Here is a 25,480-nt window from a genome sequence, read left to right as displayed (position 1 = left end):
ATCACCCTTAACCTCTCCCGTGAGGACGAGGAGAGGGGTAGCGGGCGTCGGAACGCTTCCCTTCTCCCCGTCACTATGCGGGAGAAGGTGCCGGCAAGCGGATGAGGGCAGGCCATGCGCATATCGATTGTTGTAAAACTGCGAGGACTTATAAAATGACCGAAACGGTCAAGCTGAAATCCCCCATCGACGGCTCGATCTATGCCGAGCGGCCGGTCGCGACCGACCACGCGATCAACGCGGCGGTCGAGCGCGCCAGGGCGGCGCAGGAGAAATGGGCCGAGACGCCGGTCGTCGAGCGCGGCAAATACATGCTGGCGATGCTCGAGGCGCTGGTCGCCATGACCGACGAGATCGTGCCTGAGATCGCCTGGCAGATGGGGCGGCCGGTGCGCTACGGCGGCGAGTTCGGCGGCGTCAAGGAACGCACCAACTACATGGTCGAGATCGCTGAACAGGCGCTCAAGCCGGTCATGGCCTCGAACCCGAAGGAGGGTTTTCGGCGCTATGTGAAGAAGGTGCCGCTCGGCGTCGTGCTGGTGATCGCGCCTTGGAACTATCCCTATCTCACCGCCGTCAACACCATCGTGCCGGCGCTGATGGCCGGCAGCGCCGTCATCCTCAAGCACGCGGCACAGACGTTGCTCGTCGGCGAACGCTTCCAGCAGGCTTTCGACAGAGCGGGGCTGCCCAAGGGGCTGTTCCAAAACCTCGTCATGAACCATGCCCAGACCGAGAAGCTGCTCGGCTCCGGCAAGATCGACCATGTCAACTTCACCGGATCGGTCGGCGGCGGCCGCGCCATCGAGAAGGCGGCGGCCGGCACCTTCATGACGCTCGGCCTCGAACTCGGCGGCAAGGATCCGGCCTATGTGCTGCCCGACGCCAAGCTGGACCATGCGGTCGCCAATCTTGTCGACGGCGCCTTCTACAATTCCGGCCAGTGCTGTTGCGGCATAGAGCGCGTCTATGTGCACGAGAAGGTCTATGACGAGTTCGTCGAAGGTTTCGTCGCCGAGACGAAGAACTATGTCGTCGGCAATCCGCTGGAACAGGCGACCACGATGGGCCCGATGGCGCAGGCGCGCTTCGCCGACCTGATCCGCGAGCAGAAGGCCGAGGCGCTGCGCAAAGGCGCGACCGCACATATCAACATGAGGGTCGAGAACGACAGGGCGGGCTCGCCCTATCTGGCGCCGGAAGTGCTGACAGAAGTCGACCACCAGATGAGCGTCATGCGCGAGGAAAGTTTTGGGCCGATCGTCGGCATCATGAAGGTGCGCAACGACGAGGAGGCGATCGCGCTGATGAACGACAGCCCCTATGGGCTGACCGCGTCGATCTGGACACGCGACACCGAGCGCGCGATCGCCATCGGCGACCGCGTCGAGACCGGCACCGTGTTCATGAACCGCTGTGACTATCTGGACCCGGCGCTGGTCTGGACCGGCGTCAAGGACACCGGCAAGGGCGCGGCGCTCTCGGCCATCGGTTACGACAATCTGACCCGGCCGAAATCCTATCACCTGCGCGAAACGATCTGACCTTTCGAAAGACAAAAATGTCCAAGCTGATCTCCAAATGGAACTACCCCACCACCGTCCGCTTTGGCGCCGGGCGCATCAAGGAATTGCCTGATGTGCTCAATGCGACGGGCATCAAGCGGCCGCTCTTCGTCACCGATCCGGGCCTTGCGAAACTGCCCGTCGTCGCCTCGACGCTGAAGATCCTCGACGATGCCAAGATCCCATACGGCGTCTTCTCGGAGGTGAGGCCCAACCCGGTGGAGTCCAATCTCACCGCCGGCATCGCGGTGTTCAAGAAGGGCAAGCATGACGGCGTCATCGCCTTCGGCGGCGGCTCCGCGCTCGACCTCGGCAAGCTCATCGCCTTCCAGGCCGGGCAGACACGGCCCGTTTGGGATTTCGAGGATATCGGCGACTGGTGGACCCGGGCCAATTCGGACTTGATTGCGCCGATCATCGCGGTGCCGACCACGGCGGGCACGGGGTCCGAGGTTGGCCGCGCCGGCGTCATTACCAATGAGGAGACCCATACCAAGAAGGTCATCTTCCATCCGAAGCTTCTGCCGGCGATCGTCATTGCCGATCCGGAACTGTCGGTCGGCATGCCGCCCTTCATCACCGCCGGCACCGGCATGGACGCGCTGGCGCACTGCCTGGAGGCCTATTGCGCGCCGGGCTATCATCCGATGGCCGACGGCATCGCCGTGGAAGGCATAAGGCTAGTGTTCGAGAACCTGCCGAAGGCTTTCGCCAACGGCAAGGATCTGGTCGCGCGCGCCCATATGATGAGCGCGGCGGCCATGGGCGCCACCGCTTTCCAGAAGGGGTTGGGGGCCATCCATTCGCTGTCGCATCCGATCGGCGCTCTCTACGACACCCATCACGGCATGACCAACGCGGTGTTCATGCCCTATGTGCTGGCCTTCAACCGCGAGGCGATCGAGGAGCGCATCGCACGGCTCGCCGCCTATTGCGGCATCAAGGGCGGCTTCGACGGCTTTGCCAGGGCCATCATCAAGCTGCGCAAGGAGCTCAAGGTGCCGCACGCGCTGCCCGGCCTGATCAAGGGGCTCGACATGGACAAGAAGCGCAAGACCCTGATCGCCGATATGGCGGTGGTCGACCCGACCGCCGGCGGCAACCCCGTGAAGCTCACCAAGAAAGCAGCGCTGACGCTGCTCGAAAATGCCATCGCCGGCTCCGTCTGAGAAGCCGGCCTCGATGCCGAGGAGTTGAATAAGGGAACACTCGAGAAAAAGGGAGGAGGGGCAAAATCAAGGCAGCTAACCATTAGCCGGAAAATTAAGCGCGGGCTAATTGCTACAGTCCGTTAAAAAGAGTTAACTTTTTTCGCTGTGGGGCTCCGGTTTCAAAAAGCCTTCATCTGGCTGTCACACGAAAACGATACCCGCATCGCAGGCGCTTAGCGCGCCAGTTCAACGGAGAGAACACATGTTCAAGTTCACGGGGAAAGTGCTTTCCCTCTCGGCCGCGGCGCTCTTTGCGTCGACGATGATTTCGTCCGCAGATTCGCTGGACGATCTCGTCAAGGCCGCGAAGGCGGAAGGCCAGCTCACCACGATTGCGCTCCCGCATGACTGGTGCGGCTACGGGGCAGTGATCGACGCATTCAAGGCCAAGTATCCGGAAATCACCATCAACGAGCTCAACCCCGACGCCGGCTCCGGCGATGAGGTCGAGGCGATCAAGGCCAACAAGGACAACAAGGGCCCGCAGGCGCCTGACGTCATCGACGTCGGCCTGTCCTTCGGTCCGACCGCCAAGAAAGACGGCCTGCTTTTGCCCTACAAGGTGTCGACTTGGGATTCGATCCCGGACAGCGCCAAGGATGCCGACGGCGCCTGGTACGGCGACTATTACGGCGTGCTCTCCTTCGAGGTGAACAAGGATCTGGTCAAGGAATCGCCGGCCGATTGGGCTGATCTCCTGAAGCCGGAATTTGCTAACTCGGTCGCGCTCGCCGGTGATCCGCGCGCTTCGAACCAGGCCATCCAGGCGGTCTACGCCGCCGGCCTTTCCGGTGGCGCCGCCGCTGGCGAAGCCGCAGGCACCGCCGGCCTGGACTACTTCAAGAAGCTCAACGCAGCCGGCAATTTCGTGCCGGTCATCGGCAAGACCGCGACGCTCGCCCAGGGCCAGACGCCGATCCTCGTCACTTGGGACTACAACGCGCTTTCGGGCCGCGACACGCTGAAGGGCAACCCGCCCGTCGACGTCATCGTGCCGAAGACGGGCGTCGTCGCCGGCGTCTACGTGCAGGCAATCAGCGCCTTCGCGCCGCATCCGAACGCCGCCAAGCTGTGGATGGAGTACCTCTATTCCGATGAAGGCCAGATCGGCTGGCTGAAGGGCTATTGCCACCCAATCCGCTTCAACGATCTCGCCAAGAACGACAAGATCCCGGCGGACGTGCTGGCCAAGCTGCCGCCGGCGGAATCCTATGCTTCCGCCGTGTTCCCGACGCTCGATGAGCAGGGCAAGGCCAAGGAAACCATCACCAAGAACTGGGACGCCATCGTCGGCGCCAATGTGAAGTAACAGCGTGATACGGGCCGGGCGGCTCTGGTCGCCCGGCCTCGTTCCAGCACGGTAACCGGCGCATGACCGATCTCTCGCTATCCAACAAGGCAATTGCGGGAAACACCGCGCCGCCAGCCGAGGCGCGAAGCCTGCGGCTGCCGACGCAGTGGCTTGGCGTCACGCCTTTCTTCGTCTTCGCCGTGATGTTCCTGATCCTGCCCACGCTCTACCTGATGCTGGGCGCCTTCCAGAACGAGGCGGGCGAATTCACCTTCGCCAACATCGTCGCTCTCTTTTCGGCCAACATCGTTGCCGCCTACTGGATCTCGATAAAGGTTAGCCTGGCGTCATCGCTGATCGGCGCCTTCGCGGGCCTCGCCATCGCCATCGCCATCGTGCGCGGCGGGCTGCCCAACTGGATACGTTCGGCGACGCTCACCTTCTCCGGCGTCGCATCCAATTTCGCCGGCGTGCCGCTCGCCTTCGCTTTCATCGCGACGCTCGGGCGGCTCGGTCTCGTCACCGTCCTGCTCAACACGCTGGTTGGCCTGAACCTCTACGCGCATGGCTTCAACCTGCTGTCATTCTGGGGATTGACGATCACATATGTCTATTTCCAGATCCCATTGATGGTGGTCATCATTGTGCCGGCCGTCGACGGCTTGAAACGCGAATGGGGCGAGGCCGCCGCGACGCTCGGCGCCACCCAGGCGCAATATTGGCGCATGGTGGTCATTCCGGTGCTCTGGCCAAGCTTCCTCGGCACTGTCATCCTGCTCTTCGCCAACGCCTTCGGAGCGATCGCGACCGCCTACGCGCTGACCGGCTCGTCGCTGAACATCGTTCCGATCCTGCTCTATGCGCAGATCCGCGGCGACGTGCTGCATAACGCCCATCTCGGCTATGCGATCGCCTTCGGCATGATCTTCATCACCGGGCTTGCCAACATCTTCTACATCTGGTTCCGGACGCGCTCGGAGAGGTGGCTGAAATGAAATCCGGCAGGTTCTGGGCCTGGTTCGTCTTCCTTTTGGGCGCGGCCTACTTCTTCATCCCGCTGATCGCGACGATCGAGTTCTCGCTGCGCATGCGGCGCGGCGTCTACTCGTTCGACGCCTACAAGGTCGTGCTGGGCGACAGCCAGTTCCAGGCGACCTTCATGTTCTCGGTGATCGTTGCCGTCTTCACCATCCTGCTCGGTGTGCTGATCGTGGTGCCCACGGCATACTGGATCCGCCTGCGCCTGCCGCAGCTCAGGCCGATCGTCGAATTCATCACGCTGCTGCCGCTGGTGATCCCGGCGATCGTCATCGTCTTCGGCTATATCCGGATGTACGGCTCGAATTCACCGCTGCCGTTCCTGGGGTCTAATTTGGGAGCGAACGCGTTGCTGGTGATTGGCTACGCGGCGCTCGCGTTGCCCTACATGTACCGGGCCGTCGACACCGGTCTTCGCACCATCGACGTGCGCACGCTGACCGAGGCAGCGCAGATCCTGGGGGCCGGCTGGGGCACGATCATCGCCCGCGTCATTCTGCCAAATGTGCTGATTGCTGTATTGTCGGGCGCGTTCCTCACCTTTGCGATCGTCATCGGCGAGTTCACGATGGCCAGCCTGCTCAACCGCCCCGCTTTCGGCCCCTATCTGCAGAATTTGGTCGCCAACCGCGCCTATGAACCGGCCGCGCTGTCAATCATCGCCTTCGTAATAACATGGGGCTGCATGTCACTGATTCAGATACTGTCGCGCTTCGCGCCGAAATCGGCGAACCGCCCCAATTGAGCGAAAAGCACTGAAAGAAAAAGCCATGGCCGAGCCGTTCCTCTCAATCCAGCATGTGCGAAAATCCTTCGGCGCCACGACTGTGGTCGAGGATTTCAATCTAGATGTCGCGCCCGGCGAGTTCGTCTCATTCCTTGGCCCGTCGGGCTGCGGCAAGACGACGGTGTTGCGCATGGTCGCCGGCTTCGAGGAGCCGTCGGCCGGCAAGATCGTCGTCGGCGGCAAGGACATCACAAGGCTGAAGCCCAACCAGCGCAATGTCGGCATGGTGTTCCAGGCCTATGCGCTGTTCCCGAACCTGACGGTGGCGCAGAACATCGCCTTCGGCCTGAAGGTGGCCGGCATGTCGAAATCGGACGCGGACAGGCGCGTCGCCGAGATGCTCGACATGATCAAGCTGCCGCAAATGGCCGATCGCTATCCCTACCAGCTTTCCGGCGGCCAGCAGCAGCGCATCGCATTAGCCCGCGCCATCGCGCCGAAGCCGAAGCTGTTGCTGCTCGACGAGCCGCTGTCGGCGCTCGACGCCAAGGTGCGTGTGTCGCTGCGCGAGGAAATCCGTTCCATCCAGAAGAAGCTCGGCATCACCACCATCTTCGTCACACATGACCAGGAAGAGGCGCTGTCGATCTCAGACCGCATCGCGGTGATGTATGGCGGCAGGGCCGAGCAGGTCGGCACGCCGTTCGAGATCTACAACCGGCCGGCAACCAAGTTCGTCGCCAATTTCGTCGGCACGCTCAACGTGCTGGAGGGCAAGGTCACCGACGCCGCCTCGGGCAAGGTGCAGGTCAACAGTCAGGAAGTCTCGCTCAAGGGCAAGCTCAACGGCTCCAAGTCCGGCGACACGCTGTCGCTCGCCCTGCGGCCGGAAGCGATCTCGCTGGGGCGGCAGCCCGGCCATGACACCAGCCTGTCAGGCGAGATCGCCGAAGTGCATTTCCTCGGTTCTGTCATCCGCGTACGCGTCGGCATCGGCGGCAACACGGTGTCGCTCGACACCTTCAACAATTCCACGACGCCGCCGCCGGTCGTCGGCGACAAGGCGGACATTTCGTTTTCATCGGGCGATATGCTGGTTCTGCACTAGGCTGTGTCGATATTCAGGTGAGGCTGGCCTGCAAATGGCGGTCTCCTGCGCTTCTGGCCTGACAAATCAACAGTATCCTAGCTCAAGGTACTGCCAAGCCTCGTGTTTCATCGTTACGATGAGCCATGGCCCTCTTCGAGCTCACCCTCATCCTGCTTCTGATCGCCGTCGCGCTGACGGCGCTGTCGCGCCGTCTCGAGATACCCTATCCGTCGCTGCTGGCGCTTGCAGGCGTTGCGCTGGCCTTCGTGCCGGGCGCACCAACGATCGAGATCGATCCGGAACTGGCGCTGGCGCTGTTCATCGCGCCGGTGCTGCTCGACGCCGCCTATGACACCTCGCTGCGCGACCTGAAACGCTACCGGCTGTCGCTGGTGCTTCTGGCGCTCGGCGCCGTCGTGTTCACCACCGTGGTGGTTGCCTTCGTAGGCTGGAAGATGGCCGGCCTTCCGATCGCGGCGGCGATCGCGCTAGGCGCCATCGTCGCTCCGCCGGACGCGGTCGCGGCGAGTGCCGTGCTCGGCCAGTTCAGGGTGCCGCACCGCATCACAGCCATCCTGCAGGGCGAGAGCCTGCTCAACGATGCCACCGCGCTGCTGATCTACCGGATATCGGTTTCGGCGGCCATCGGCTCGGTCATGCTTAAGGACGCAGTGCCCGTCATCCTGCTTGCGACGGTCGGCAGCGTCGTCGCCGGCTATGTGTTCGGCCGAGTGTCGCTGCTCGCGCTGACGCGCATCGAGGATGCGGCAAGCAGCACCGTGGTGCAGTTCGCCGGAACCTTCGCCGTCTGGATCATTGCCGACAAGCTCGGTCTCTCCGCCATCATCACCATCGTCGTCTATGCGATCACCATCGCGCGGACCGCGCCACGCCGGATGTCCGCGAGGCGGCGCGTCAGCACCTATTCGGTCTGGGAGTCGGCCGTCTTCGTGCTCAATGTCTTAGCTTTCGTGCTGATGGGCCTTCAGGCTCGATCAATCGTCGGCCGGCTCTCCGGCGACGGGCAAGGCGAGGCCTTCCTCTTCGCTGCCACCGTGCTGGCCGTCGTCATCGTGGCGCGTCTCGTATGGGTGATGGGCTACGTTGCGGTGATAAAGCAGTTTAAGCGTTTCGACGGCGAAGGGCAGAAGCGGGATGCGCCGACGTTTCGCGGCGCGGTGCTTGTCGGCTGGTGCGGCATGCGCGGGCTGGTGACGCTGGTGGTGGCCATCGCCTTGCCCGCCGACTTTCCCGGCCGCGACCCGATCGTGCTGGCGGCCTTCGCCGTCGTGCTCGGAACGCTTGTGCTGCAGGGCATGAGCCTGAAGCCGCTGCTGCGCCGGCTCAACTTCGAGCGGGATACCTCGATCGACCGCGAAGTGGCCGAGGCGCGGGTGGCCATCATGCAGGCGGCGCTTGATGTGCTGAGCCGCAAGACCTCGTCCGCTGCCGCGGTCGTACGTGAACAATACGAGGCGCAACGCCGGATCGCCGAAAATCCGGACGATGCGCAAGCCGCGACGGAATACGACCGATTGCGTCTTTACGCCATCAAGCGGCAGCGTGACAGGCTGGAGGAGCTGCGCAGCAACGGCACGATCGGCGACGAGGCCTATCACCGGCTGGAAGAGGAGATCGACTGGTCGGAACTGGCGGCGGCTCCCGCCGGAAGCTTCCAGCCGCTCACCACCTGACGGATTTCAGCGAAAGCGTGGGCGTTTGCGGTGGCGATTCACCGCAGCGCCTGCCCGGGATTGCATCAGCACAGGGAGATAGAAAGGATCGCCTCCGTGGGAAAGCGAAACGGTGTGGCAAACGTGGTTCGCGGGCAGCATTGGACTATTCCGCTCGTCCTCGCGGTCCATTGAAACGCTGACGGCGAGGGGCTACTGCGATCCTCAGAAGCGAGCCGGTTAATCAATGAAGCTGATCAGCTACAACATCCAGTATGGCTACGGCAGCGACGGGCGCTATGATCTTTCCCGCGCCGCCAGGCTGGTGGACGGCGCCGACATCATCGCGCTGCAGGAGGTCGAGCGGCATTGGCTGCGAACCAATGAGGACGACCAGCCCGAGATCCTGTCCAGGCTGTTGCCCGGCTATTACTGGGCCTATGGCCCCGCCTTCGACCTGGACGCCAGCGAGAAGCGCGACGGTCGCGTCGTCAACCGCCGGCGGCAGTTCGGCACGATGGTGCTGTCGAAGCTGCCGATCGTCTGGTCGCGGCTGCATGCGCTGCCGATGCGCCGCACGCTGAGACCGCTCAACACCCGCAACGCGGCGCTGGAATGCATGATCCGCACGCCGGCCGGACCGGTGCGGGTGCTTTCCTTGCATCTGGCGCATATTGCGGCCGAGGAGCGGCTGGAGCAGATCGATTACCTCAACGCCGAGCATCGTCGCGCGCCATCCGATGGCGGTCCGTGGAGCGGCGCCGACGACGAGCCGCAGCGCAACTGGTCGAACGGCCAGGCGGAGCCCGAAAACCCCCAGGCGGCGATCTGGCTTGGCGATTTCAACATGGAGCCAGGCAGCGCCGAATACCGGTGTATTACCGGCAGCATGCCGTATCATCCCGGCGCCGCTTATATTGACGGCTTCGTCGATGCCGCCGCCGTCGCCAGCGAGCCTGGGCCGGATTTCCACACGCATGAAAAGATCATCGACGGCAGGCTGGCGAAACGCCGGCTCGACCATTGCTTCGTCGGCGGCATGCTGGCCGGGCGCGTCCGTTCGATAACAGCGGATGTCGGCGAGGTGGCATCCGACCATTTTCCGCTACGGGTCGAGATCGACCTGGAAACGCCGGGCATCGGCTCTAGTCTGGCAGGCAGGTGAGGCGGGCATGACGCTGTTCGTCTTCCTGGCTGTGCTGTCGGCGGCTGCCATGCACGCGATCTGGAACGCGCTGGTCAAGGTGCATCTCGACCGCTTCCTGTCGATCACGCTGATGACTCTCGGCATGGGCGCCGCGGCGCTTGTGGTGCTGCCCTTCGTCGAGGTGCCGAAGGCCGAGGTCTGGCCATTCATCCTCGCCTCGGTCTTCTTCCACATGGGCTACCGGACATTCCTGATCGGCGCTTACAAGGCCGGTGATTTCGCCCAGACCTATCCGCTGGCGCGCGGCACCGCGCCGCTGCTCTCGGCGCTGGGCGGCATTGTGTTGGTCGGGGAGGTGCCTGCGCCGCTTGCCATCCTCGGCATCGTGCTGTTGTCGATCGGCACGCTGGTCATGTCGTTTCGCGGCGGCGCGCATCTGGAAAGGCTCAATCTGCGCGCCGTCGGCTTCGCGCTTGGCACATCGATCTTCATCGCCAGCTACACGCTTTCCGACGGCAGCGGCGCGCGGCTGGCGGCGACCGCGACGAGCTACGCCGCCTGGCTGTTCGTCTGCGATGCGACGTGGGCGCTGGTGCTGTGCATTGCCTTTCGCGGATCGCAATCGCTTCCGGTGCTGGCCCGCGACTGGAAGGCTGGGCTGTTCACCGGCGTGCTCAGCGGCGCGGCCTACTGGATCGTCATGTGGGCGATGACCAAAGCGCCGATCGCGTCAGTTGCGTCGCTGCGTGAAACCTCGATCCTGTTCGCCATGCTGATCTCGGTGCTGGCGCTGGGCGAGAAGATGACCGCCTGGCGCGCCACGGCCGCGCTCGGCATCGTCGCCGGTGTCGTCGCGCTGAGAATGGGTTGATTGCCATTCACCCGAACACGGTCATCACCTGGCCGCGCTCGCTGGTGAGGTTCAAGGCGGTCCTCCTTTTGTGTCCCCAAAAGGAGCGATATGTTCCACGGCGGGCAAAAGAGAACGGGACAGCTGCCGGTTTTAAGCCGGCGAGCGGTCAGATTTGCGTCACCTCGAGATCGATGACCATCAGCCCCTCGGTGCCGCCTTCAAGCGCGGCGACAAGGCGCGCGCCGGCGCGCTGATGCGCCTCGTGCACGAGATAGGCGTCACGGGCGACGGCATCGCGAAAGTCGATGGTGAAACCGTGCGTTAGACCGCGCGCGAAAGGCTCGGGACTGACATTGGCGCTGAAATGCACCTTGCCCATGCCGTCGATGACGGCGCGCAGCGCTTCGAGGTCGGCATGGATCGCCGCGCGTTCGGTTTCAGGAACGTCATCGCGAAAGCGGATAAAGACGCAGTGGCGGATCATCGTTGATGCCTCAAGCCGCCTGGTTGCCCTTGAACACGGCCGGCGGCAGCGGCTCGCGGCCAAGGATGAGGTCGGCACCTTTTTCGCCAACCATGATGGTCGGCGCATTGGTGTTGGAGGAGGGGACGCGCGGCATCACCGAGGCGTCGCAGACGCGCAAGCCCTCGATGCCGCGCAGCCTGAGATCGGGTGTCACCACCGCCATCGCGTCATGGCCCATGCGGCAGGTGCCGACAGGATGATGATCGGTCTTGGAGGTGCGGCAGGCATAATCGAAGAGATCGGCGTCGCTCTGCAGGTTCGGACCCGGAAGCACCTCGCGCAACACATAGGGCTGTAGCGCCTTCTGCCGCATGATCTCGCGCGCCAGCCTGAGGCCCTTGATCGACATGTCGCGGTCATACGGGTCGGACCAGTAATTCGGATCGATCAGCGGGTGGTCGGCCGGGTCGGCGCTCTTCAGCCGCACCGTGCCACGCGAGCGGGGACGCAGGAAGGCGGAGTTCAGCGTCACGCCCGGGTTCTTCAGCTTCTCGACGCCGGCCTCGATGCCGGAGCCGAGACCGAGATGGAACTGGATGTCGGGCGAGGCGGCCGTCGGGTCGGCGTACCAGAAGCCGCCGGTCTCGAACAGGCTCGAGGCAACGGGACCCTTCTTGAGTAAGAGGTACTGCAGCCCGGCCCATAGGGTGCGGTGCAGCTTCGCATAATTGTCATAGGTGTGGTCGCCGGTGCATTCGGCAATGACGAAGAGATCGAGATGGTCCTGCATGTTGGAGCCGACGCCGGGCAGGTTATGCACCGGCGTGACGCCGACCGATTTCAGATGATCGGCCGGGCCGATGCCCGATTGCATGAGGAGCTTGGGCGAACCGATCGCGCCCGACGAGACGATCACCTCGCGTTCGGCGCGCATGATGGTCTTTTCGCCACCTGGCCTGTCGACGACCTCGACGCCGATAGCGCGGCCTTTCTCGACAACGACGCGGGTGACGAGAACGTCCGTCCTGACCGTCAGGTTCTTGCGGGCGCCGATCGGCTTCAGATAGGCGACGGAGGCCGATGAGCGCCGCGCGTTCTTTTGGGTCAGCTGGTAGTAGCCGACGCCTTCTTGGGCAGCGCCATTGAAGTCCGGGTTGAAGGGTATGCCCATTTCCTGTCCGGCGCGGAAATAGGCCTCGCAGATCGGCAGCGGCGAGATCGGATTGGAGACGCCGAGCGGACCCTGGTCGCCATGGAAATCGTTGGCGAAGCGCTGGTTGTTCTCGGCGCGCTTGAAATAGGGCAGCACGTCGCGATAGCCCCAGCCGGCGAGCCCCTCTTCCTTCTCCCAAGCGTCGTAGTCGCGGGCGTTGCCGCGCGTGTAGATCTGGGCGTTGATCGACGAGCCGCCGCCGACGACCTTGGCCTGCGTGTACCAGAAGACGCGGTCCTTCATGTTTCTCTGCGGCACGGTCGACCAGCCCCAGGAGGCGATGCCCTTTGTCATCTTGGCGAAGCCGGCCGGCATGTGGATCAGCGGATGCCAATCCTTGCCGCCGGCTTCCAGGAGCAGGACGGAATTGCCCGGATCCTCGCTCAGCCGGTTGGCGAGAACGCAGCCGGCCGGGCCGGCGCCAACAATGATGTAGTCAGCCATTGTTCCTCACAAGCGTGGCACCGAGAGCGCGCCGTCGACATCGATGACCGATCCGGTCGAAAAGCCGAATTTGCCGGAGGCGAGCGCCGCAACCACGGCGCCGATGTCGGCGGCTTCGCCCCAGCGTTTTGCCGGCACCAGGCCGTCCTCGATCAGCGCGTCATATTTGGCGGAGACGCCAGCGGTCATATCGGTGCGGATGATGCCCGGCCGTACCTCGAACACGCCGATGTTCTCGGGCGCGAGCCGCAGCGCCAGATTCTTCACCCACATTGAAAGGCCGGCTTTGGAAATGCAGTAGTCGGCTCGTTCCGGCGAAGCCATGTTGGCGCTGACCGAAGTGATGGTGATGATCGATCTGGCTGAGCCGGCAGATGCCGCCAGCATAGCCTTGGCGATGGCCTGGCTGAGAAACACCGTGCCGCGCAGATTGATATTCAGCGCGCGGTCGAAATTCTCCGGCTTAAGCTCCAGCAGGTCGCCGCGGACAACGGCGCCGATGCCGGCATTGTTGACCAGGCAATCGATGCGACCGAAGGCGCGCATGGCTGCCTCGACCAGTTTCGAATGGCCGGCGAGATCCGCGATGTCGCATTGGGCGTAAGTGAAATTCGCGCCCCGCCCCACGATCGTGTCGGCAAGGCCGTCGGCAGGTCTCTCGGCAAGGTCGGCCACCAGAATGTCGAAGCCGGCATCCGCCAATGCCTCGGCGCAGGCGAGCCCTATGCCGCGCGCGCCGCCGGTGACGATGGCTGCCGGGCGAGTCATGCCGCAAGCTCCGTCTTTCGAAGGTAATCAGCAACCCGCAGCGCCTGCGCCGCGATCGACAGCGCCGGATTGACCGCGGCGGAGGTCGGCAGGAACCCGCCGTCGACGACGAACAGGTTCCGGTGATCCCAGGCGCGGCAGAAGGGGTCGAGCGGCGAGGTGGCCGGGTCGTTGCCCATCTTCACCGTGCCGCATTGATGCGAGGGCGTGCGCTTGTCGAAGGGGCGCGACAGCACGATTGGATAGCCGCAGGCGCGCAGGTTCTCGTGCATCACCTTGGTCAGGCCTTCCAGCGACTGCATGTTGGAGCGCCGCCACTGCATGACGATCTCCTTACCTTCGACCATGATGCGGCTTTCGGGATCGGGCAGGTCCTCGCACATCAGGTACCAGTCGACGGCGTGGCCGGCCATGAAGTCGAGCACGAATTTCGGCATCGTCTTCACATTGGCCTTGAGCATGTTGCCGTCGATCTTGCCGAGCAGTTGCACATTGCCGAGCGGCTTGCCGCCCTTGCCGTCCGACAGATAGTAGTCGTTGAGCATCAGCGTCTTCTGGTACACGCTATCGTTGCGGCGGCGCGGATCGATCGCCAGCATGGCGCTCGAATTGTGGTTCATGAAATTGCGTCCGACCTGGTCGGAGCTGTTGGCGAGGCCTTTGCCTTTCGCCGAGGGCGAGCGCAGCAGGATGGCGGCCGAGTTGATCGCGCCGGCCGACAGGATGACGAGTTTCGGCGACAGCGTCTTTTGCGCGCCGTTCTGCGTGTAGTGGATGGCGGCGATCGACTTGCCGTCCGGCGCGGCTTCGAGCCAGTCGACATGGGCACCGGTTTCGAGGCGGATGTTCGGGTCCCTCAGCGCTTCTGCCAGGGGCCCGGTCTGCGCGTCGATCTTGCCCTGGCCGGTGTTGGGGAAGGCGTCCCAGCCGGTCCTGCCTTCCTTCAGCCAGGTCTCGATGTCGACGCCGAGCGGCAGTGAAGCGGGATGCAGTCCAAGGCTCTTCAGCTCAGCGCGGGCACGCGCGATCGGCGGTTCGTCCGGCACCGGCTTGAAGGGATAGGGGATTGAATGGAACGGCTCGGTCGGGTCTTCGCCGAGCACGCCGCGCACGCGAAAGAGCTGCTCGGCCTTCGAATACCAGGGCTCGAACTCGTCATAGGAAAACGGCCAGGCCGGCGAGACGCCGCCGAAATGCTCGAGCTCGGAGAAATCCTCCTCGCGGTAGCGGATTAGGACGGCGCCGAAGAACTTCGAATTGCCGCCGACATAGTAGTAATTGCCGGGGTTGAAGGGCGCGCCTCCGGCCTCGCGCCACATCTCCTTCGGCCGGTAGTGCTCGTCCAGGAAAATCGATCGCGTCAAGCGCGCATGCGGTGTCGCGGGCAGCGGCTCGCCGCGCTCCAGGATGAGGATCGAGGCGCCGCTGCCGGCCAAGCCGGAGGCGATCGTGGCGCCGCCGATGCCGGAGCCGATGATGACGATATCCGCGTTTGTCATAGCTTTTAAAGTATGCGCTTCTCGGTCGCCGGGTCGAAGAACACCGCCTTGCTGAGGTTGAAGGCCAAGGGCGTGCTGGTGCCGGGCTGGATCCTGGCATCGGCTCTCAGCCGCGCCACCACGCCCTTGCCGCCGAGATTGGTGACCGCGAAGGTGTCGGAGCCGGCCGGCTCCACCACCTCGATATGGCAGTCGGCGGTAGCGATGGCGGACCCGTTGCGTTCCGCGCCTTCCGGATCGGTCAGCGCTTCGGGACGGACACCGAAAATGACCTGCTTGTCCTTGAAGGCCGACAGACCGGCGGGCGCGCCGGGCATCGGCAGCACGATCGGCTGGCGCGACTCGCGGTCCAGCACCACCGAAAGGCCGGCGCCATTGCCGTCGATCTTGGCCGGGATCAGGTTCATCGCCGGCGAGCCCATGAAGTCGGCGACGAAGATGTTGGTCGGGTTGTTGTAGATCTCGGCCGGCGTGCCGAATTGCTGCACCTCGCCGTCGCGCATCACGGCGATCTTGGTCGCCAGCGTCATCGCCTCGATCTGGTCGTGCGTGACATAGACGATCGTCGTGCCGGTGGTGGCATGCAGGCGCTTGATCTCGATGCGCATGTCGACACGCAGCTTGGCGTCGAGGTTCGAAAGCGGCTCGTCGAACAGGAAGAGTTTCGGGTCGCGCACCAGCGCCCGGCCCATGGCGACGCGCTGGCGCTGACCGCCGGAAAGCTGGCTGGGCTTGCGGTTGAGGAGATGACCGATCTGCAGGATCTTGGCCACCTTGTCGATCGCCGCCTGGCGCTCCGCCGCAGGCACGCCACGCATCTCCATGCCGAAGGCGATGTTTCCGGCAACCGTCATGTTGGGGTAGAGCGCGTAGCTCTGGAACACCATGGCGATGTCGCGTTTCGAAGGATGGAGGTCGTTGATCGCGCGGCCATCGACACGGATCTCACCCTCCGTGATCTGCTCCAGCCCGGCGATGGTGTTGAGCAGCGTTGACTTGCCGCAGCCGGACGGACCGACCAGCACCAGGAAGCCGCCCTTTTCGAGCTCGACATTGATGCCCTTCAGGATCTCGACACTCCCGAAGCGCTTCTTCAGCCCATCAATTTCCAGAAAAGCCATGGTCGTTCCTTCAGAAATAGGGTCAGCCCTTGACCGCGCCGGCCATCAGCCCGCGCACGAAATAGCGGCCGGCGACGACATAGACGATCAGGGTGGGGAGCGCGGCGATCATCGCCGCCGCCATGTTGACATTGTATTCGACGACGCCGGTCGAGGTGTTGACGACATTGTTCAACGCCACAGTCATCGGCATCACGTCGCCGGAGCCGGCATAGGCGGAAGCGAACAGGAAGTCATTCCAGATGTTGGTGAACTGGTAGATCACTGTCACAACGATGATCGGCAGCGAATTGGGCAGCATGATGCGCCGGAAGATCTGGAAGAAGGAGGCGCCGTCGACCTGCGCCGCCTTGATCAACTCGGTCGGGAAGGCCTCGTAATAGTTGCGGAAGAAGAGCGTGGTGAAGCCCAGTCCATAGACGACGTGGACGAAGACCAGGTTCACCGTCGAATTGCCGAGGCCGAAATTGAACCCTGTCGCGTTCTGCAGCGTGACGCCGAAGCGTCCGAGGCTGCCGAGGATCGTCGCCATCGGCAACAGCACCGACTGGAACGGGATGAAACAAGCAAACAGCATCATCGCGAAGACCAGCGTGTGGCCGCGGAAGCGCCATTTGGTCAACACATAGCCATTCAGCGCGCCAAGCAGCGTCGAGATCAGCACTGCCGGCACGACCATCTTGATGGAGTTCCAGAAATAGCCTTTCATGCCGACGCAGGTCAGACCCGAGCAAACTTCACTCCACGCCTTTATCCATGGTGCGAAAGTCGGCGCATGCGGCAGCGATAGCATGTTGCCGTTCTGGATCTCGTCCATGGTCTTGAACGAGGTCACCAGCATGACGAAGAGCGGCATCAGGTAGAAGATCGCGAACAGGGCCAGCAGGCCGTAGATGACGATGCGGTTGATCGCCTTGGTGCTCAGGCCGCTCGAAGCCTGGCGGGCGGGTGAAGTGACGGCGCTCATCGCGACTTCTCCCTGAGCTCGGAATAGAGATACGGAACAATGATGGCCGTGATGGTCATCAGCATGATCACGGCGCTGGCCGACCCGACCGCCATCTCGTTGCGCTTGAAGGTGAACTCATACATGAAATTGGACGGCAGCCAGGCCGAGCCGCCGGGGCCGCCGCTGGTCAGCGCGACGACCAAGTCATAGGACTTGATGGCCAGATGCGCGAGCACGATGAAGGCCGACAGGAACACCGGCCGCAGCAGCGGAATGACGATGCGGCGGTAAAGCTGGAAGGTGGATGCGCCGTCGATCTGCGCCGCCTTCATGATCTCGCCGTCGATGCCGCGCAGGCCAGCCAGGAACATCGCCATGATGAAGCCGGAAGCCTGCCAGACGCCGGCGATGACGACCGTGTAGATGACGAAATCCTTGTTCTTGATCCAGTCGAAATGGAAGCTCGTCCAGCCCCATTGGTGCAGCGTCTGCTCCAGCCCGAGGCCGGGATCGAGGAACCATTTCCAGGCGACGCCGGTGACGATGAAGGAGAGCGCCATCGGGTAGAGATAGATCGGCCGCAGCATGCCTTCGCCGCGGATCTTCTGGTCGAGAAGGATGGCCAGGAACAGGCCGAGCGCCAGGCAGATCAGGATATAGAGGAAGCCGAAAATGCCCATATTGGTGATCGAGGTGTACCAGCTCGACGGCGGATCGCTCTCGAAGGTCCAGCGCCACAGCCGCTGATAGGCGCGGGGACCGGTGATGGCGTAGGACGGGAAAGTCTTGGAATTGGTGAAGGACAGATAGATCGTCCACAGGATGAAGCCGTAGACGAAGACGATCGTCGCCGCGAAGCTCGGCGCCAGAACGATCTTCGGCAACAAATCCTGCAGCCGCGACCGTACCGACGCGCCGGGACGGGCGTCGTGCTCCGGTGTCAGCTTGATCTGAGTTTCGGCAACTGTGCTCATCGGCTTGTCCAGTTCCGGTTGGTCGGAAACCGCCCGGCGCGAAAACGCACCAGGGTTGTCCCACACCTTTTGTCGACAGGAGACCTCCCCCGCCGAAGCGGGGGAGACCTGAGTTCAAGCGATCCTTACTTGGCGTCGTCGATCGCCTTGACCAGCTCGGTCACGGCCTCGTCGGAGCTCTTGATCTGACCATGGACGAATTTCGACACGACGTCCTTGTAGGCGTTGGCGACGGCGGGCGGAGCGCCGTAGCCCTGCGCCAGCGAGCCGAACAGCGTGCCGCCTTCGTTGGCCTTCTTCAGGTCGGCGATGCCCTTCTTGCCGCAAGCGTCGAAGTCGGTGTCCGGCACGTCGGTGCGGGCCGGGACCGAACCCTTCACCACGTTGAAGGCCGACTGGAAGCTTTTCGACAAGGTGGCGGTGGCCAGCGCGACCTGGGCGGCCTTGCGATCCTCCGGCACGTTGAACATGCCGAACATGTCGGAGTTATAGACGACCGAGCCGTCGGTGCCCGGGAAGCGGTAGCAGAGGAAGTCGGTGCCCGGGGTCTTGTTGGCGGCGTGGAACTCGCCCTTGGCCCAGTCGCCCATCACCTGAACCAGCGCGTCGCCCTTGATGACCATGGCGGTGGCGAGGTTCCAGTCGCGGCCCGAGAAGTTCGGATCGACATATTTGACGAGCTTGGCGAGGTTGTCGAACGACTTCTTCATCGTGTCGGACTTGAGCGAGTCCTCATCGAGGTCGTTCATCGCCTTCTTGTAGAACTCCGGCCCGCCGGTCGACAGCACGACCGAGTCGAACATGGTGGCTTCCTGCCAGTTCTGGCCGCCCAGGGCGAGCGGGGTGACGCCCGCAGCCTTGGCCTTGTCGAGCAACGCCACGAAGTCGTCGAAGGTCTTCGGCTCGGTGCCGCCGATCTTGTCCATCACCGCCTTGTTGATCCACAGCCAGTTGACGGAGTGGACGTTGACCGGTGCGGCCACCCACTTGCCGTCATAGACCGAGAATTTCTGCAGGGCGGCCGGAACCGACTTGTCCCAGCCTTCCTTCTTGGCGGTCTCGGTCAGGTCGCCCATGACGCCGGCGGCGGCATAGTCGAGCACGGTGTAGCCCAGCATCTGCGAGGCGGTCGGGTAGTTGCCGGCCGCGACCATCGCCTTCAGCGCGGTCATGGCAGCGTCGCCGCCGCCGCCGGCCACCGGCACGTCCTTCCAGGCAAAGCCTTCCTTGGCCAGATCCTGCTTCAGCACGTTCAGAGCTGCCGCTTCGCCGCCCGAGGTCCACCAATGCAGCATCTGCACTTCCTTGACGTCCGCGGCATGCGCCGAGAACGCAAAGCTCGTCGCAAGAGCCGTTCCGATAAGCAGTTTGCGCAACATGTACTACCTCCCTTGTTGCATACACATAACCGGCGGGTGTCCGCCGGCGTCTCCCAACTCAGCCGACCCACCAACCGGTACGCTGGCCGCGATGAAACTGGATGGTCTTTTCCTCGGTATAATCCTCGACAGCGCGTTTGCCGAGTTCGCGTCCCAGACCGGACTGCTTGTAACCCCCGAAAGGCAGCTCTGGGTAACCTTCCATGAACGTGTTCACCCAGATCGTCCCCGAACGCACACCGCGCGCCACCGACATGCATGTGTCGATGCTGGCGCTCCACACCCCTGCAGACAAACCATAGGGCGTGTTGTTGGCAATGTGCAATGCCTTTTCAATCGTTTCAAAAGTGAGCACGGACAGCACCGGACCGAACACTTCCTCGCGCGCGATCGCCATGTCTTCCGTGACGTTACGGACGATGGTCGGATCGAGGTATTGGCCGGCGTTGGATTGAAGCCGGGTGCCGCCGCTGAAAACGCTGCCGCCGTCGGTTTGCGCCGCCGTTACATAGCCGGCTACCTTTTCCATATGGTCGGCCGAGATCATGGCGCCGACCTTGGTGCGGTCGTCGAGCGGATCGCCGACGCGGACCTTTTTAGCCAGCGCCTTGACTGCGCCGAGGAAGTCGTCCGCGATCGTCGCATGCACGATCAGGCGGCTGCCGGCATTGCAGCATTCGCCGGCGTTGAAGAAGCCGCCGAACACCGCGGCATCGGCCGCCGCGTCGAGGTCGGCATCGGGGAAGACGATCTGGCCGTTCTTGCCGCCGAGCTCCATCGAGACCTTCTTCAAGGAGTTCGAGGCAGCGGCCATGGTCATCTTGCCGACGCGGGTCGAGCCGGTGAAGGAGACCATCTCGACCAGCGGATGGCTGACCATCGGCGCGCCGACATCGGCGCCGTAGCCGGCGAGGATGTTGACGACGCCGGCCGGCAGGCCGGCTTCGAGCAGGATGTCGCCGAGCACGAAGGTCGAGGCCGACGTCATCTCGCTCGGTTTCACCACCGCCGTGCAGCCGGCGGCGAGCGCGAAGGGCAGCTTTTGGCTGACGATCAGGAAGGGGAAGTTCCACGGCGTGATGATCGAGACCACGCCGATCGGTTCGCGCAGCACGACGCCCAGCATATCGTCGCCGAGATTGGCGTAGCTCTCGCCATGCAGCGTGCGGGCGAGCGAGGCGGCATAGCGCCAGATGTCGATAGCGCCGCCGATCTCGCCGCGCGCCTGGGCGATCGGCTTGCCGGACTCCAGCGCATCGAGCCGGGCGATCTCCTCCAGGCGGGTCTCGATCAGGTCGGCGGCCCTGAGCAGCACCGCGGCGCGCTCGGAGGCCTTCATGCGCGGCCATGGGCCGGTCTCGAACGCCTTGTGCGCGGCCTGGACCGCCGCCTCGACCTCCGCGGCGCCGGCTTGGGCATAGCGCGAGACGACAAAGCCGTGGCCGGGGCTGGCGCGCTCGATCGATCGGCCATCGCGGGCGTCGACATGCTTGCCGTCGATCAAGAGCTTGTAGGCCGTCGGCGCCTGGGCTGCCTCGGCCGGCATGGCAATGTTGAGCGGTGCGTTCATCATATCTTCTCTAGGATCTCGAAAAGGCCGGCTTCTGCCTGGCCTTGAAGGCGCCGACGCCGGCTTTGAGGTCGCTCGTCAGCGCAATGAAGCCGCTGGCCAGCGCCTCGGTCGCGGCTGCGTCTTCCTCGCCCTCGGCAACGCTGATCATCAGCTTGGCGGCCTCGGTCGCCAGCGGGCCGCGCTCGGCGATCTTTTCGGCCCAGCTTCTGGCTTCGTCGAAAGCCTTGCCTGTTTCGACCAGCCGGTCGACGATGCCGTCCGCCAGCGCGTCGGCCGCCAGGAAAATCTCGCCGCCAATCGCCATCCGGCGCACGATCTGCGCGCCAAAACGGCGCGCGGCGCGTTGCGTGCCCGACCATCCAGGAACGACGCCGATAGAGGTTTCGGGGAAGCCGAGTTTTATCTGCGTTTCGGCGACGCGGAAATCGCAGGCGGCCGCCAGCTCCAGCCCGCCACCCAGCGCATGGCCGGACAGAACCGCGATGGTCGGTTGCCGGAGCCGTGCCAGCCGGTCGAAGACGCGGTGGCCATAGCGCACCCATTGCACCTGAAAATCGGCGGCGCTCATCGCGCCCCAGGCTTCGACGTCGCCGCCTGCGCAAAAGCCCTTGCCTTCGCCACGGATGAGAACGGCGCGGACGCCCTCGGCCTGCTCCGCCTCGTCGAGCGCTGCTTCCAGGGCACGCAGCATCGGGATGTCGAGCGCGTTGAACTTTTCCGGCCGGCGCAGCGTGACGATGCCGATCGCGCCATCCTGCTCGAAAGTTACGAGTTCAGCCATGCGCGCCTCCGAGCGAAGCACCGCCGTTGAGCGACAGGCCGATCGGCCGGTCCTGATAGAGCGCCGCAGGCGTGACCTTGAGGTCGTTGGCGACGGAGAGCGGGATCTCGGCCTGCGCCAGCACATCGCGTTCGAGGTCCACGCCAGGGGCAAGCTCCGTGACCATCAAGCCGTCGGGCGTCAGCTTCATGACGCAGCGCTCGGTGACATAGGTGATGTCCTGTCCCTGCGCGACGGCTCTCTTGCCGGAGAAGGAAATGTGCTCGACCTCCTCGACCACTTTCTTGACCTTGCCTTCCTGGTCGATGCGGATCGCGCCATTGGCCAGCGAGAGTTTCGCGCCGGCATTGAAGAAGCCGGAGAAGACGATCTTCCTCGCCCGCGCCGTGATGTCGACGAAGCCACCGGCGCCGGCGGTGACATGGGGCCGCGCCGAAAGTTTCGAGACATTGACCGAGCCGTGGCGGTCGATCTGCAGGAAGGAGAGCAGCGAGGCATCGAAGCCGCCGGCCTGGAAATAGATGAACTGGTGCGGCGAGGGCATGATTGCCTCGGCGTTCGAGGCGCAGCCGAACTTGAAGTCGAGCAGCGGCACGCCGCCGACCGCGCCCTGCTCGATCACCCAGGTGACCTTGCCGTGCTGGCCTTCCTCCAGGAGGATACGCGGCACGTTGGCGGAGATGCCGAAGCCGATGTTGACGGCCATGCCGTCGCGCAATTCCATGGCGACGCGGCGGGCGATCACCTTCTGGATGTTCATCTCCGGCGTGCGGAAACTCGACAGTGGCCGGAAGATCTCGCCCGAGATCGCCGGGTCGTAAGGCGTCTGCGTCGTCTGCAACTGATCGGGCGCCACCACGATATGGTCGACCAGCACGCCGGGAACGCGGACATCGTGCGGCTTCAGCGTGCCGTTCTCGACGACGCGCTTCACCTGCGCAATGACAATGCCGCCATTGTTGCGGGCGGCAAGCGCCTGCTCCAGCCCGCCGAGATAGGCACCCTCATGCTCGTAGGTGAGGTTGCCGCGCTCGTCGGCGGAGGTGGCGCGCATGATTGAGATATTCGGCACGATCGAGCGGAAGTAGAGCCATTCCTCGCCGTCGAACTGCTCAATCGACACGATCGGCTCGCTGGCGGCGGCGTTCATGGCGCAGCCCTGGTGGCGCGGATCGGCGAACGTATCGAGGCCGACCTTGGTCAGCACGCCGGGGCGCTTGGCGGCAGCCTCGCGATGCATGTCGAACAGGATGCCCGACGGCACGTTGTAGGCCGCGACTGAATTGTCGCCGATCATCTTCCAGATCTGTGGCGGCTCGGCGGAGGAGGGGCCGGACGGATAGGAGCCGCACAGCGTGCGCTTCAACAGGCCGGGCTTGGCGAGATGGTCGATGCCCTTGATGCCATACATGTCGCCGGCGGCGATCGGATGCAGCGTCGTGATCGCCTTCGGATGGCCTTCCGCGTCGAAGCGCTCGCCAATCGCGGCAAGCACGGCGTCGGGGCAGCCAAGGCCGCTCGACGACGATACCGAGACGACCATGCCGTCCTTGATCAGGCTGGCGGCGTATGCCGCCGAGACGAGCTTGCTCAATCGAGGCTCCCAAGTTGCGGGTCGATGGTCACAGCCTTGCCCGTTTTCGACGATTGCAGCGCGGCTTCGGCCGAAGCCAGCGACCAGATGCCGTCCTCGCCGGTGGCGGAAGGCTGGCCTTCGCCGCGGATCGCGGCGTGGAACTGGCGGACCGAGCGGGTATAGAGGTCCTCGCGGTCGAAGCTCAGTTCTTCTTCGCCGCTCGCGGTGCGCAGCAGCACCGAGCCGATTGGCTTCTGCGTCATCACATTGGCGGCGATCAGCGAGCCTTCCGTCCCGTGCACCTCGAAGCCGGTGCCGGCATATTTCGTGGTGAAGCCCTCGTGCGATTGGGCGATGACGCCGGACTTGAAGCGCCAGATGCACATGGCGCCGTCCTCCAGCCCGCTTCCAGCCATGCCGGCCGATTGCGTGAAGGCCGAAACCTCGACCGGATCGTCGCCGAGCACGAAGCGCAGCGTGTCGGCATCGTGCACCGTGATGTCGAGCACCACGCCGCCGCCGGCCTCGGGCCTGGTGATACGCCAGCCTTGCAGGTTCTCCGGCAGAAAGACCGAGTGGAAGACGCGCGCCGCGATCGGCTTGCCGATGCGGCCGGCGGCGATCGCCTCTCGCATGGCGCGATGAGCGCCGGCGTTGCGCAGGTGATGATTGGTACCGAAGACGATGCCGGCGTTCTTCGCTGCCGAAACCATCGTCTTCGCATCGGCGCTAGTCAGCGCCAGCGGCTTTTCGCACAGCACATGCTTGCCCGCCTTGATCGCCGCCATGCCCTGCTCAAGATGCAATTCGTTGGTGGTGGAGATGTAGACGGCGTCGATGTCCGAGTTGAGCAGCGCGTCGAGGGTCGAGACGGCGGCCGGAATGCCGTTCTCGCGGGCGTAGGCCTCCGCGCGCTCCGCGTTCGAACTCATCACGGCTGCGATCTCGCCATTGGCCTGCGCGCGGATGGCGCTGATCATGAACTGCTTGGCGATCGTGCTGGCGCCGATCAGTCCCCATCGCGTGCTCATGCCGCGTCTCCCACCTGGCTGTTGCGGTTTGGCCCGCTGCTTTCCCGCACGACCAGGCTGACGGCGCCGATATGGTCCTCGGCGCGCGTGGTGCGCGACTGGATCATCTTCAGCATCACGTGGGCGGCGCGCTCGCCCAGCCCCGCGGTGTCGACGGCAACGCTGGTCAGCGCCGGGCTGTAATGCTCGGCCTCGGCGACGTCGTCGAAGCCGACGACGGCGAAGTCCGCTCCCGCCTCGAGGCCGCGCTTGCGCAATGCCAGCATGACGCCGAAGGCAACCGCGTCGTTGAAGCAAAGGGCCGCCGTCGGCGGTTCAGGCATTGCCAGCGCCGTCTCCAGGCAGGCCATGCCGCCTTTGCGGCTGGTCTCGCCCTCGACGATCGTTCGGTCGGCAACAGGGATGGCGAACGCCTCGCAGGCTTCGAGGAAACCGCCCAGACGCTCCTGATAGACGACGAGGTCGGACGAGCCGCCGAAGAAAGCGAGGCGACGATGGCCCTTGCGGATCAGGTGCTCGGTGGCAAGGCAGGCGCCGCGACGATTGTCGGGCGCGATCGCCGGTATGCGGCTCTCTGGCAGCCTGCGCATGGCGAAAACCACGGGCACGCCCGCCGCTTCGATGCGCCGGAAAGCGCCAGACGTGGTGCCGCGCGCCGGCGAGACGATCAGGCCGGCGACGCCCTGCTCCATCATCGATTTCAGCACCTCTTCCTGGCGCACCGGGTTCTCCGCCGTGTTGGCGATGAAGGGCACGACGCCGGCCGCCTGGAAGACGCGCTCCATGCCGACCGCAAGCTCCGCGAAGAAGGGGTTGGTGAGGTCGTTGATCACCATGCCGATGACGTTGGAATGGGCCTTGCGCAGATTGGCGGCGCCGCGGTTGTAGACATAGCCGACATCCTCGATCGCCTTGCGCACTTTGACCGCGGTTTCAGGCCGGATCAGCCCGCTGCCCTGCAGCACGAGCGACACCGTCGATTTGGACACGCCGGCCTCGCGGGCAATGTCCAGGATCGTCGCCTTGGCCCGGCTGGCCATCCTCGTTCCGTCCTCCACGGCTTTGAGCGAATTTTATTGGAACGTTCTAATCACCGTTACAAATCAGAGTC

Annotated in this window: 22 protein-coding genes; 9 read left to right on the top strand and 13 right to left on the bottom strand. The window is 64.1% G+C overall.

What is annotated here, in order from left to right; all coding sequences use genetic code 11:
• Positions 1-155: 155 nt before the first annotated feature.
• The 9 genes from EJ068_RS07505 to EJ068_RS07465 all read left to right on the top strand — a co-directional run bounded on the left by EJ068_RS07505 (position 156) and on the right by EJ068_RS07465 (position 10,613).
• Positions 156-1,544 (top strand): aldehyde dehydrogenase family protein, encoded by a 1,389-nt coding sequence (locus EJ068_RS07505; protein ID WP_127251682.1) that lies wholly within the window; start codon positions 156-158, stop codon positions 1,542-1,544.
• A gap of 17 nt (positions 1,545-1,561) precedes the next feature.
• Positions 1,562-2,734 carry an iron-containing alcohol dehydrogenase gene (locus EJ068_RS07500; protein WP_127251681.1) on the top strand — a complete coding sequence of 391 codons (1,173 nt, stop codon included), beginning with the start codon at positions 1,562-1,564 and terminating at the stop codon, positions 2,732-2,734.
• 244 nt (positions 2,735-2,978) lie between these two features.
• Positions 2,979-4,085: an ABC transporter substrate-binding protein gene (locus EJ068_RS07495; protein ID WP_127251680.1), complete on the top strand. Its 1,107-nt coding sequence runs from the start codon at positions 2,979-2,981 to the stop codon at positions 4,083-4,085.
• Between the two features lie 62 nt (positions 4,086-4,147).
• Positions 4,148-5,062, top strand: a complete 915-nt coding sequence (locus EJ068_RS07490) for an ABC transporter permease subunit (RefSeq protein ID WP_127251679.1) — start codon at positions 4,148-4,150, stop codon at positions 5,060-5,062.
• Positions 5,059-5,850 carry an ABC transporter permease gene (locus EJ068_RS07485; RefSeq protein ID WP_127251678.1) on the top strand — a complete coding sequence of 264 codons (792 nt, stop codon included), beginning with the start codon at positions 5,059-5,061 and terminating at the stop codon, positions 5,848-5,850. The genes EJ068_RS07490 and EJ068_RS07485 overlap by 4 nt, the downstream gene beginning before the upstream one ends.
• Before the next feature lie 25 nt (positions 5,851-5,875).
• The gene (locus EJ068_RS07480; RefSeq protein WP_127251677.1) at positions 5,876-6,940 is read left to right on the top strand and encodes an ABC transporter ATP-binding protein; all 1,065 of its coding nucleotides are present in this window, start codon (positions 5,876-5,878) and stop codon (positions 6,938-6,940) included.
• 125 nt (positions 6,941-7,065) lie between these two features.
• Positions 7,066-8,616, top strand: a complete 1,551-nt coding sequence (locus EJ068_RS07475; RefSeq protein WP_127251676.1) for a sodium:proton antiporter — start codon at positions 7,066-7,068, stop codon at positions 8,614-8,616.
• A gap of 226 nt (positions 8,617-8,842) precedes the next feature.
• The gene (locus EJ068_RS07470; RefSeq protein WP_127251675.1) at positions 8,843-9,760 is read left to right on the top strand and encodes an endonuclease/exonuclease/phosphatase family protein; all 918 of its coding nucleotides are present in this window, start codon (positions 8,843-8,845) and stop codon (positions 9,758-9,760) included.
• A gap of 7 nt (positions 9,761-9,767) precedes the next feature.
• On the top strand, positions 9,768-10,613 hold the full coding sequence (locus tag EJ068_RS07465) for an EamA family transporter (protein ID WP_127251674.1): 846 nt from the start codon (positions 9,768-9,770) through the stop codon (positions 10,611-10,613).
• A 148-nt stretch (positions 10,614-10,761) separates the two neighbouring features.
• Here EJ068_RS07465 and EJ068_RS07460 read toward each other — a convergent pair whose 3' ends face one another.
• The 13 genes from EJ068_RS07460 to EJ068_RS07400 form a co-directional block, all read right to left on the bottom strand.
• The gene (locus EJ068_RS07460) at positions 10,762-11,079 is read right to left on the bottom strand and encodes a Dabb family protein (RefSeq protein ID WP_127251673.1); all 318 of its coding nucleotides are present in this window, start codon (positions 11,077-11,079) and stop codon (positions 10,762-10,764) included.
• Positions 11,080-11,089: 10 nt separating this feature from the next.
• Positions 11,090-12,718: a choline dehydrogenase gene (locus EJ068_RS07455; RefSeq protein ID WP_127251672.1), complete on the bottom strand. Its 1,629-nt coding sequence runs from the start codon at positions 12,716-12,718 to the stop codon at positions 11,090-11,092.
• A gap of 6 nt (positions 12,719-12,724) precedes the next feature.
• Positions 12,725-13,486 (bottom strand): 3-ketoacyl-ACP reductase, encoded by a 762-nt coding sequence (locus EJ068_RS07450; RefSeq protein WP_126081442.1) that lies wholly within the window; start codon positions 13,484-13,486, stop codon positions 12,725-12,727.
• Positions 13,483-14,985 carry a GMC family oxidoreductase gene (locus EJ068_RS07445; RefSeq protein ID WP_127251671.1) on the bottom strand — a complete coding sequence of 501 codons (1,503 nt, stop codon included), beginning with the start codon at positions 14,983-14,985 and terminating at the stop codon, positions 13,483-13,485. Before EJ068_RS07445 ends, EJ068_RS07450 begins: the two co-directional genes overlap by 4 nt.
• A gap of 5 nt (positions 14,986-14,990) precedes the next feature.
• Entirely contained in the window at positions 14,991-16,106 is a 1,116-nt protein-coding gene (locus EJ068_RS07440; RefSeq protein ID WP_126081444.1) for an ABC transporter ATP-binding protein, read from the bottom strand.
• Between the two features lie 22 nt (positions 16,107-16,128).
• Positions 16,129-17,073, bottom strand: a complete 945-nt coding sequence (locus EJ068_RS07435; RefSeq protein ID WP_127253561.1) for a carbohydrate ABC transporter permease — start codon at positions 17,071-17,073, stop codon at positions 16,129-16,131.
• On the bottom strand, positions 17,070-18,029 hold the full coding sequence (locus EJ068_RS07430; protein ID WP_126081446.1) for a sugar ABC transporter permease: 960 nt from the start codon (positions 18,027-18,029) through the stop codon (positions 17,070-17,072). Before EJ068_RS07430 ends, EJ068_RS07435 begins: the two co-directional genes overlap by 4 nt.
• Before the next feature lie 125 nt (positions 18,030-18,154).
• On the bottom strand, positions 18,155-19,408 hold the full coding sequence (locus tag EJ068_RS07425; RefSeq protein WP_127253562.1) for an ABC transporter substrate-binding protein: 1,254 nt from the start codon (positions 19,406-19,408) through the stop codon (positions 18,155-18,157).
• Between the two features lie 58 nt (positions 19,409-19,466).
• Positions 19,467-20,978, bottom strand: a complete 1,512-nt coding sequence (locus tag EJ068_RS07420; RefSeq protein ID WP_127253563.1) for an aldehyde dehydrogenase family protein — start codon at positions 20,976-20,978, stop codon at positions 19,467-19,469.
• A 10-nt stretch (positions 20,979-20,988) separates the two neighbouring features.
• Positions 20,989-21,762 carry an enoyl-CoA hydratase/isomerase family protein gene (locus tag EJ068_RS07415; RefSeq protein WP_127253564.1) on the bottom strand — a complete coding sequence of 258 codons (774 nt, stop codon included), beginning with the start codon at positions 21,760-21,762 and terminating at the stop codon, positions 20,989-20,991.
• Complete coding sequence (locus EJ068_RS07410; protein WP_127386099.1) at positions 21,755-23,356, bottom strand: acyl CoA:acetate/3-ketoacid CoA transferase; 1,602 nt, start codon at positions 23,354-23,356, stop codon at positions 21,755-21,757. The genes EJ068_RS07415 and EJ068_RS07410 overlap by 8 nt, the downstream gene beginning before the upstream one ends.
• Positions 23,353-24,369 (bottom strand): Gfo/Idh/MocA family oxidoreductase, encoded by a 1,017-nt coding sequence (locus tag EJ068_RS07405; protein WP_126081450.1) that lies wholly within the window; start codon positions 24,367-24,369, stop codon positions 23,353-23,355. The genes EJ068_RS07410 and EJ068_RS07405 overlap by 4 nt, the downstream gene beginning before the upstream one ends.
• On the bottom strand, positions 24,366-25,409 hold the full coding sequence (locus tag EJ068_RS07400; RefSeq protein WP_127253808.1) for a LacI family DNA-binding transcriptional regulator: 1,044 nt from the start codon (positions 25,407-25,409) through the stop codon (positions 24,366-24,368). Before EJ068_RS07400 ends, EJ068_RS07405 begins: the two co-directional genes overlap by 4 nt.
• Positions 25,410-25,480: the final 71 nt, after the last annotated feature.

The sequence above is a fragment of the Mesorhizobium sp. M2A.F.Ca.ET.043.02.1.1 genome, from assembly GCF_003952405.1.
Taxonomy (GTDB): domain Bacteria; phylum Pseudomonadota; class Alphaproteobacteria; order Rhizobiales; family Rhizobiaceae; genus Mesorhizobium.
The sequence above is the reverse complement of the archived record's forward strand: the minus strand, read 5'-3'. Positions and strand labels throughout refer to the sequence as shown.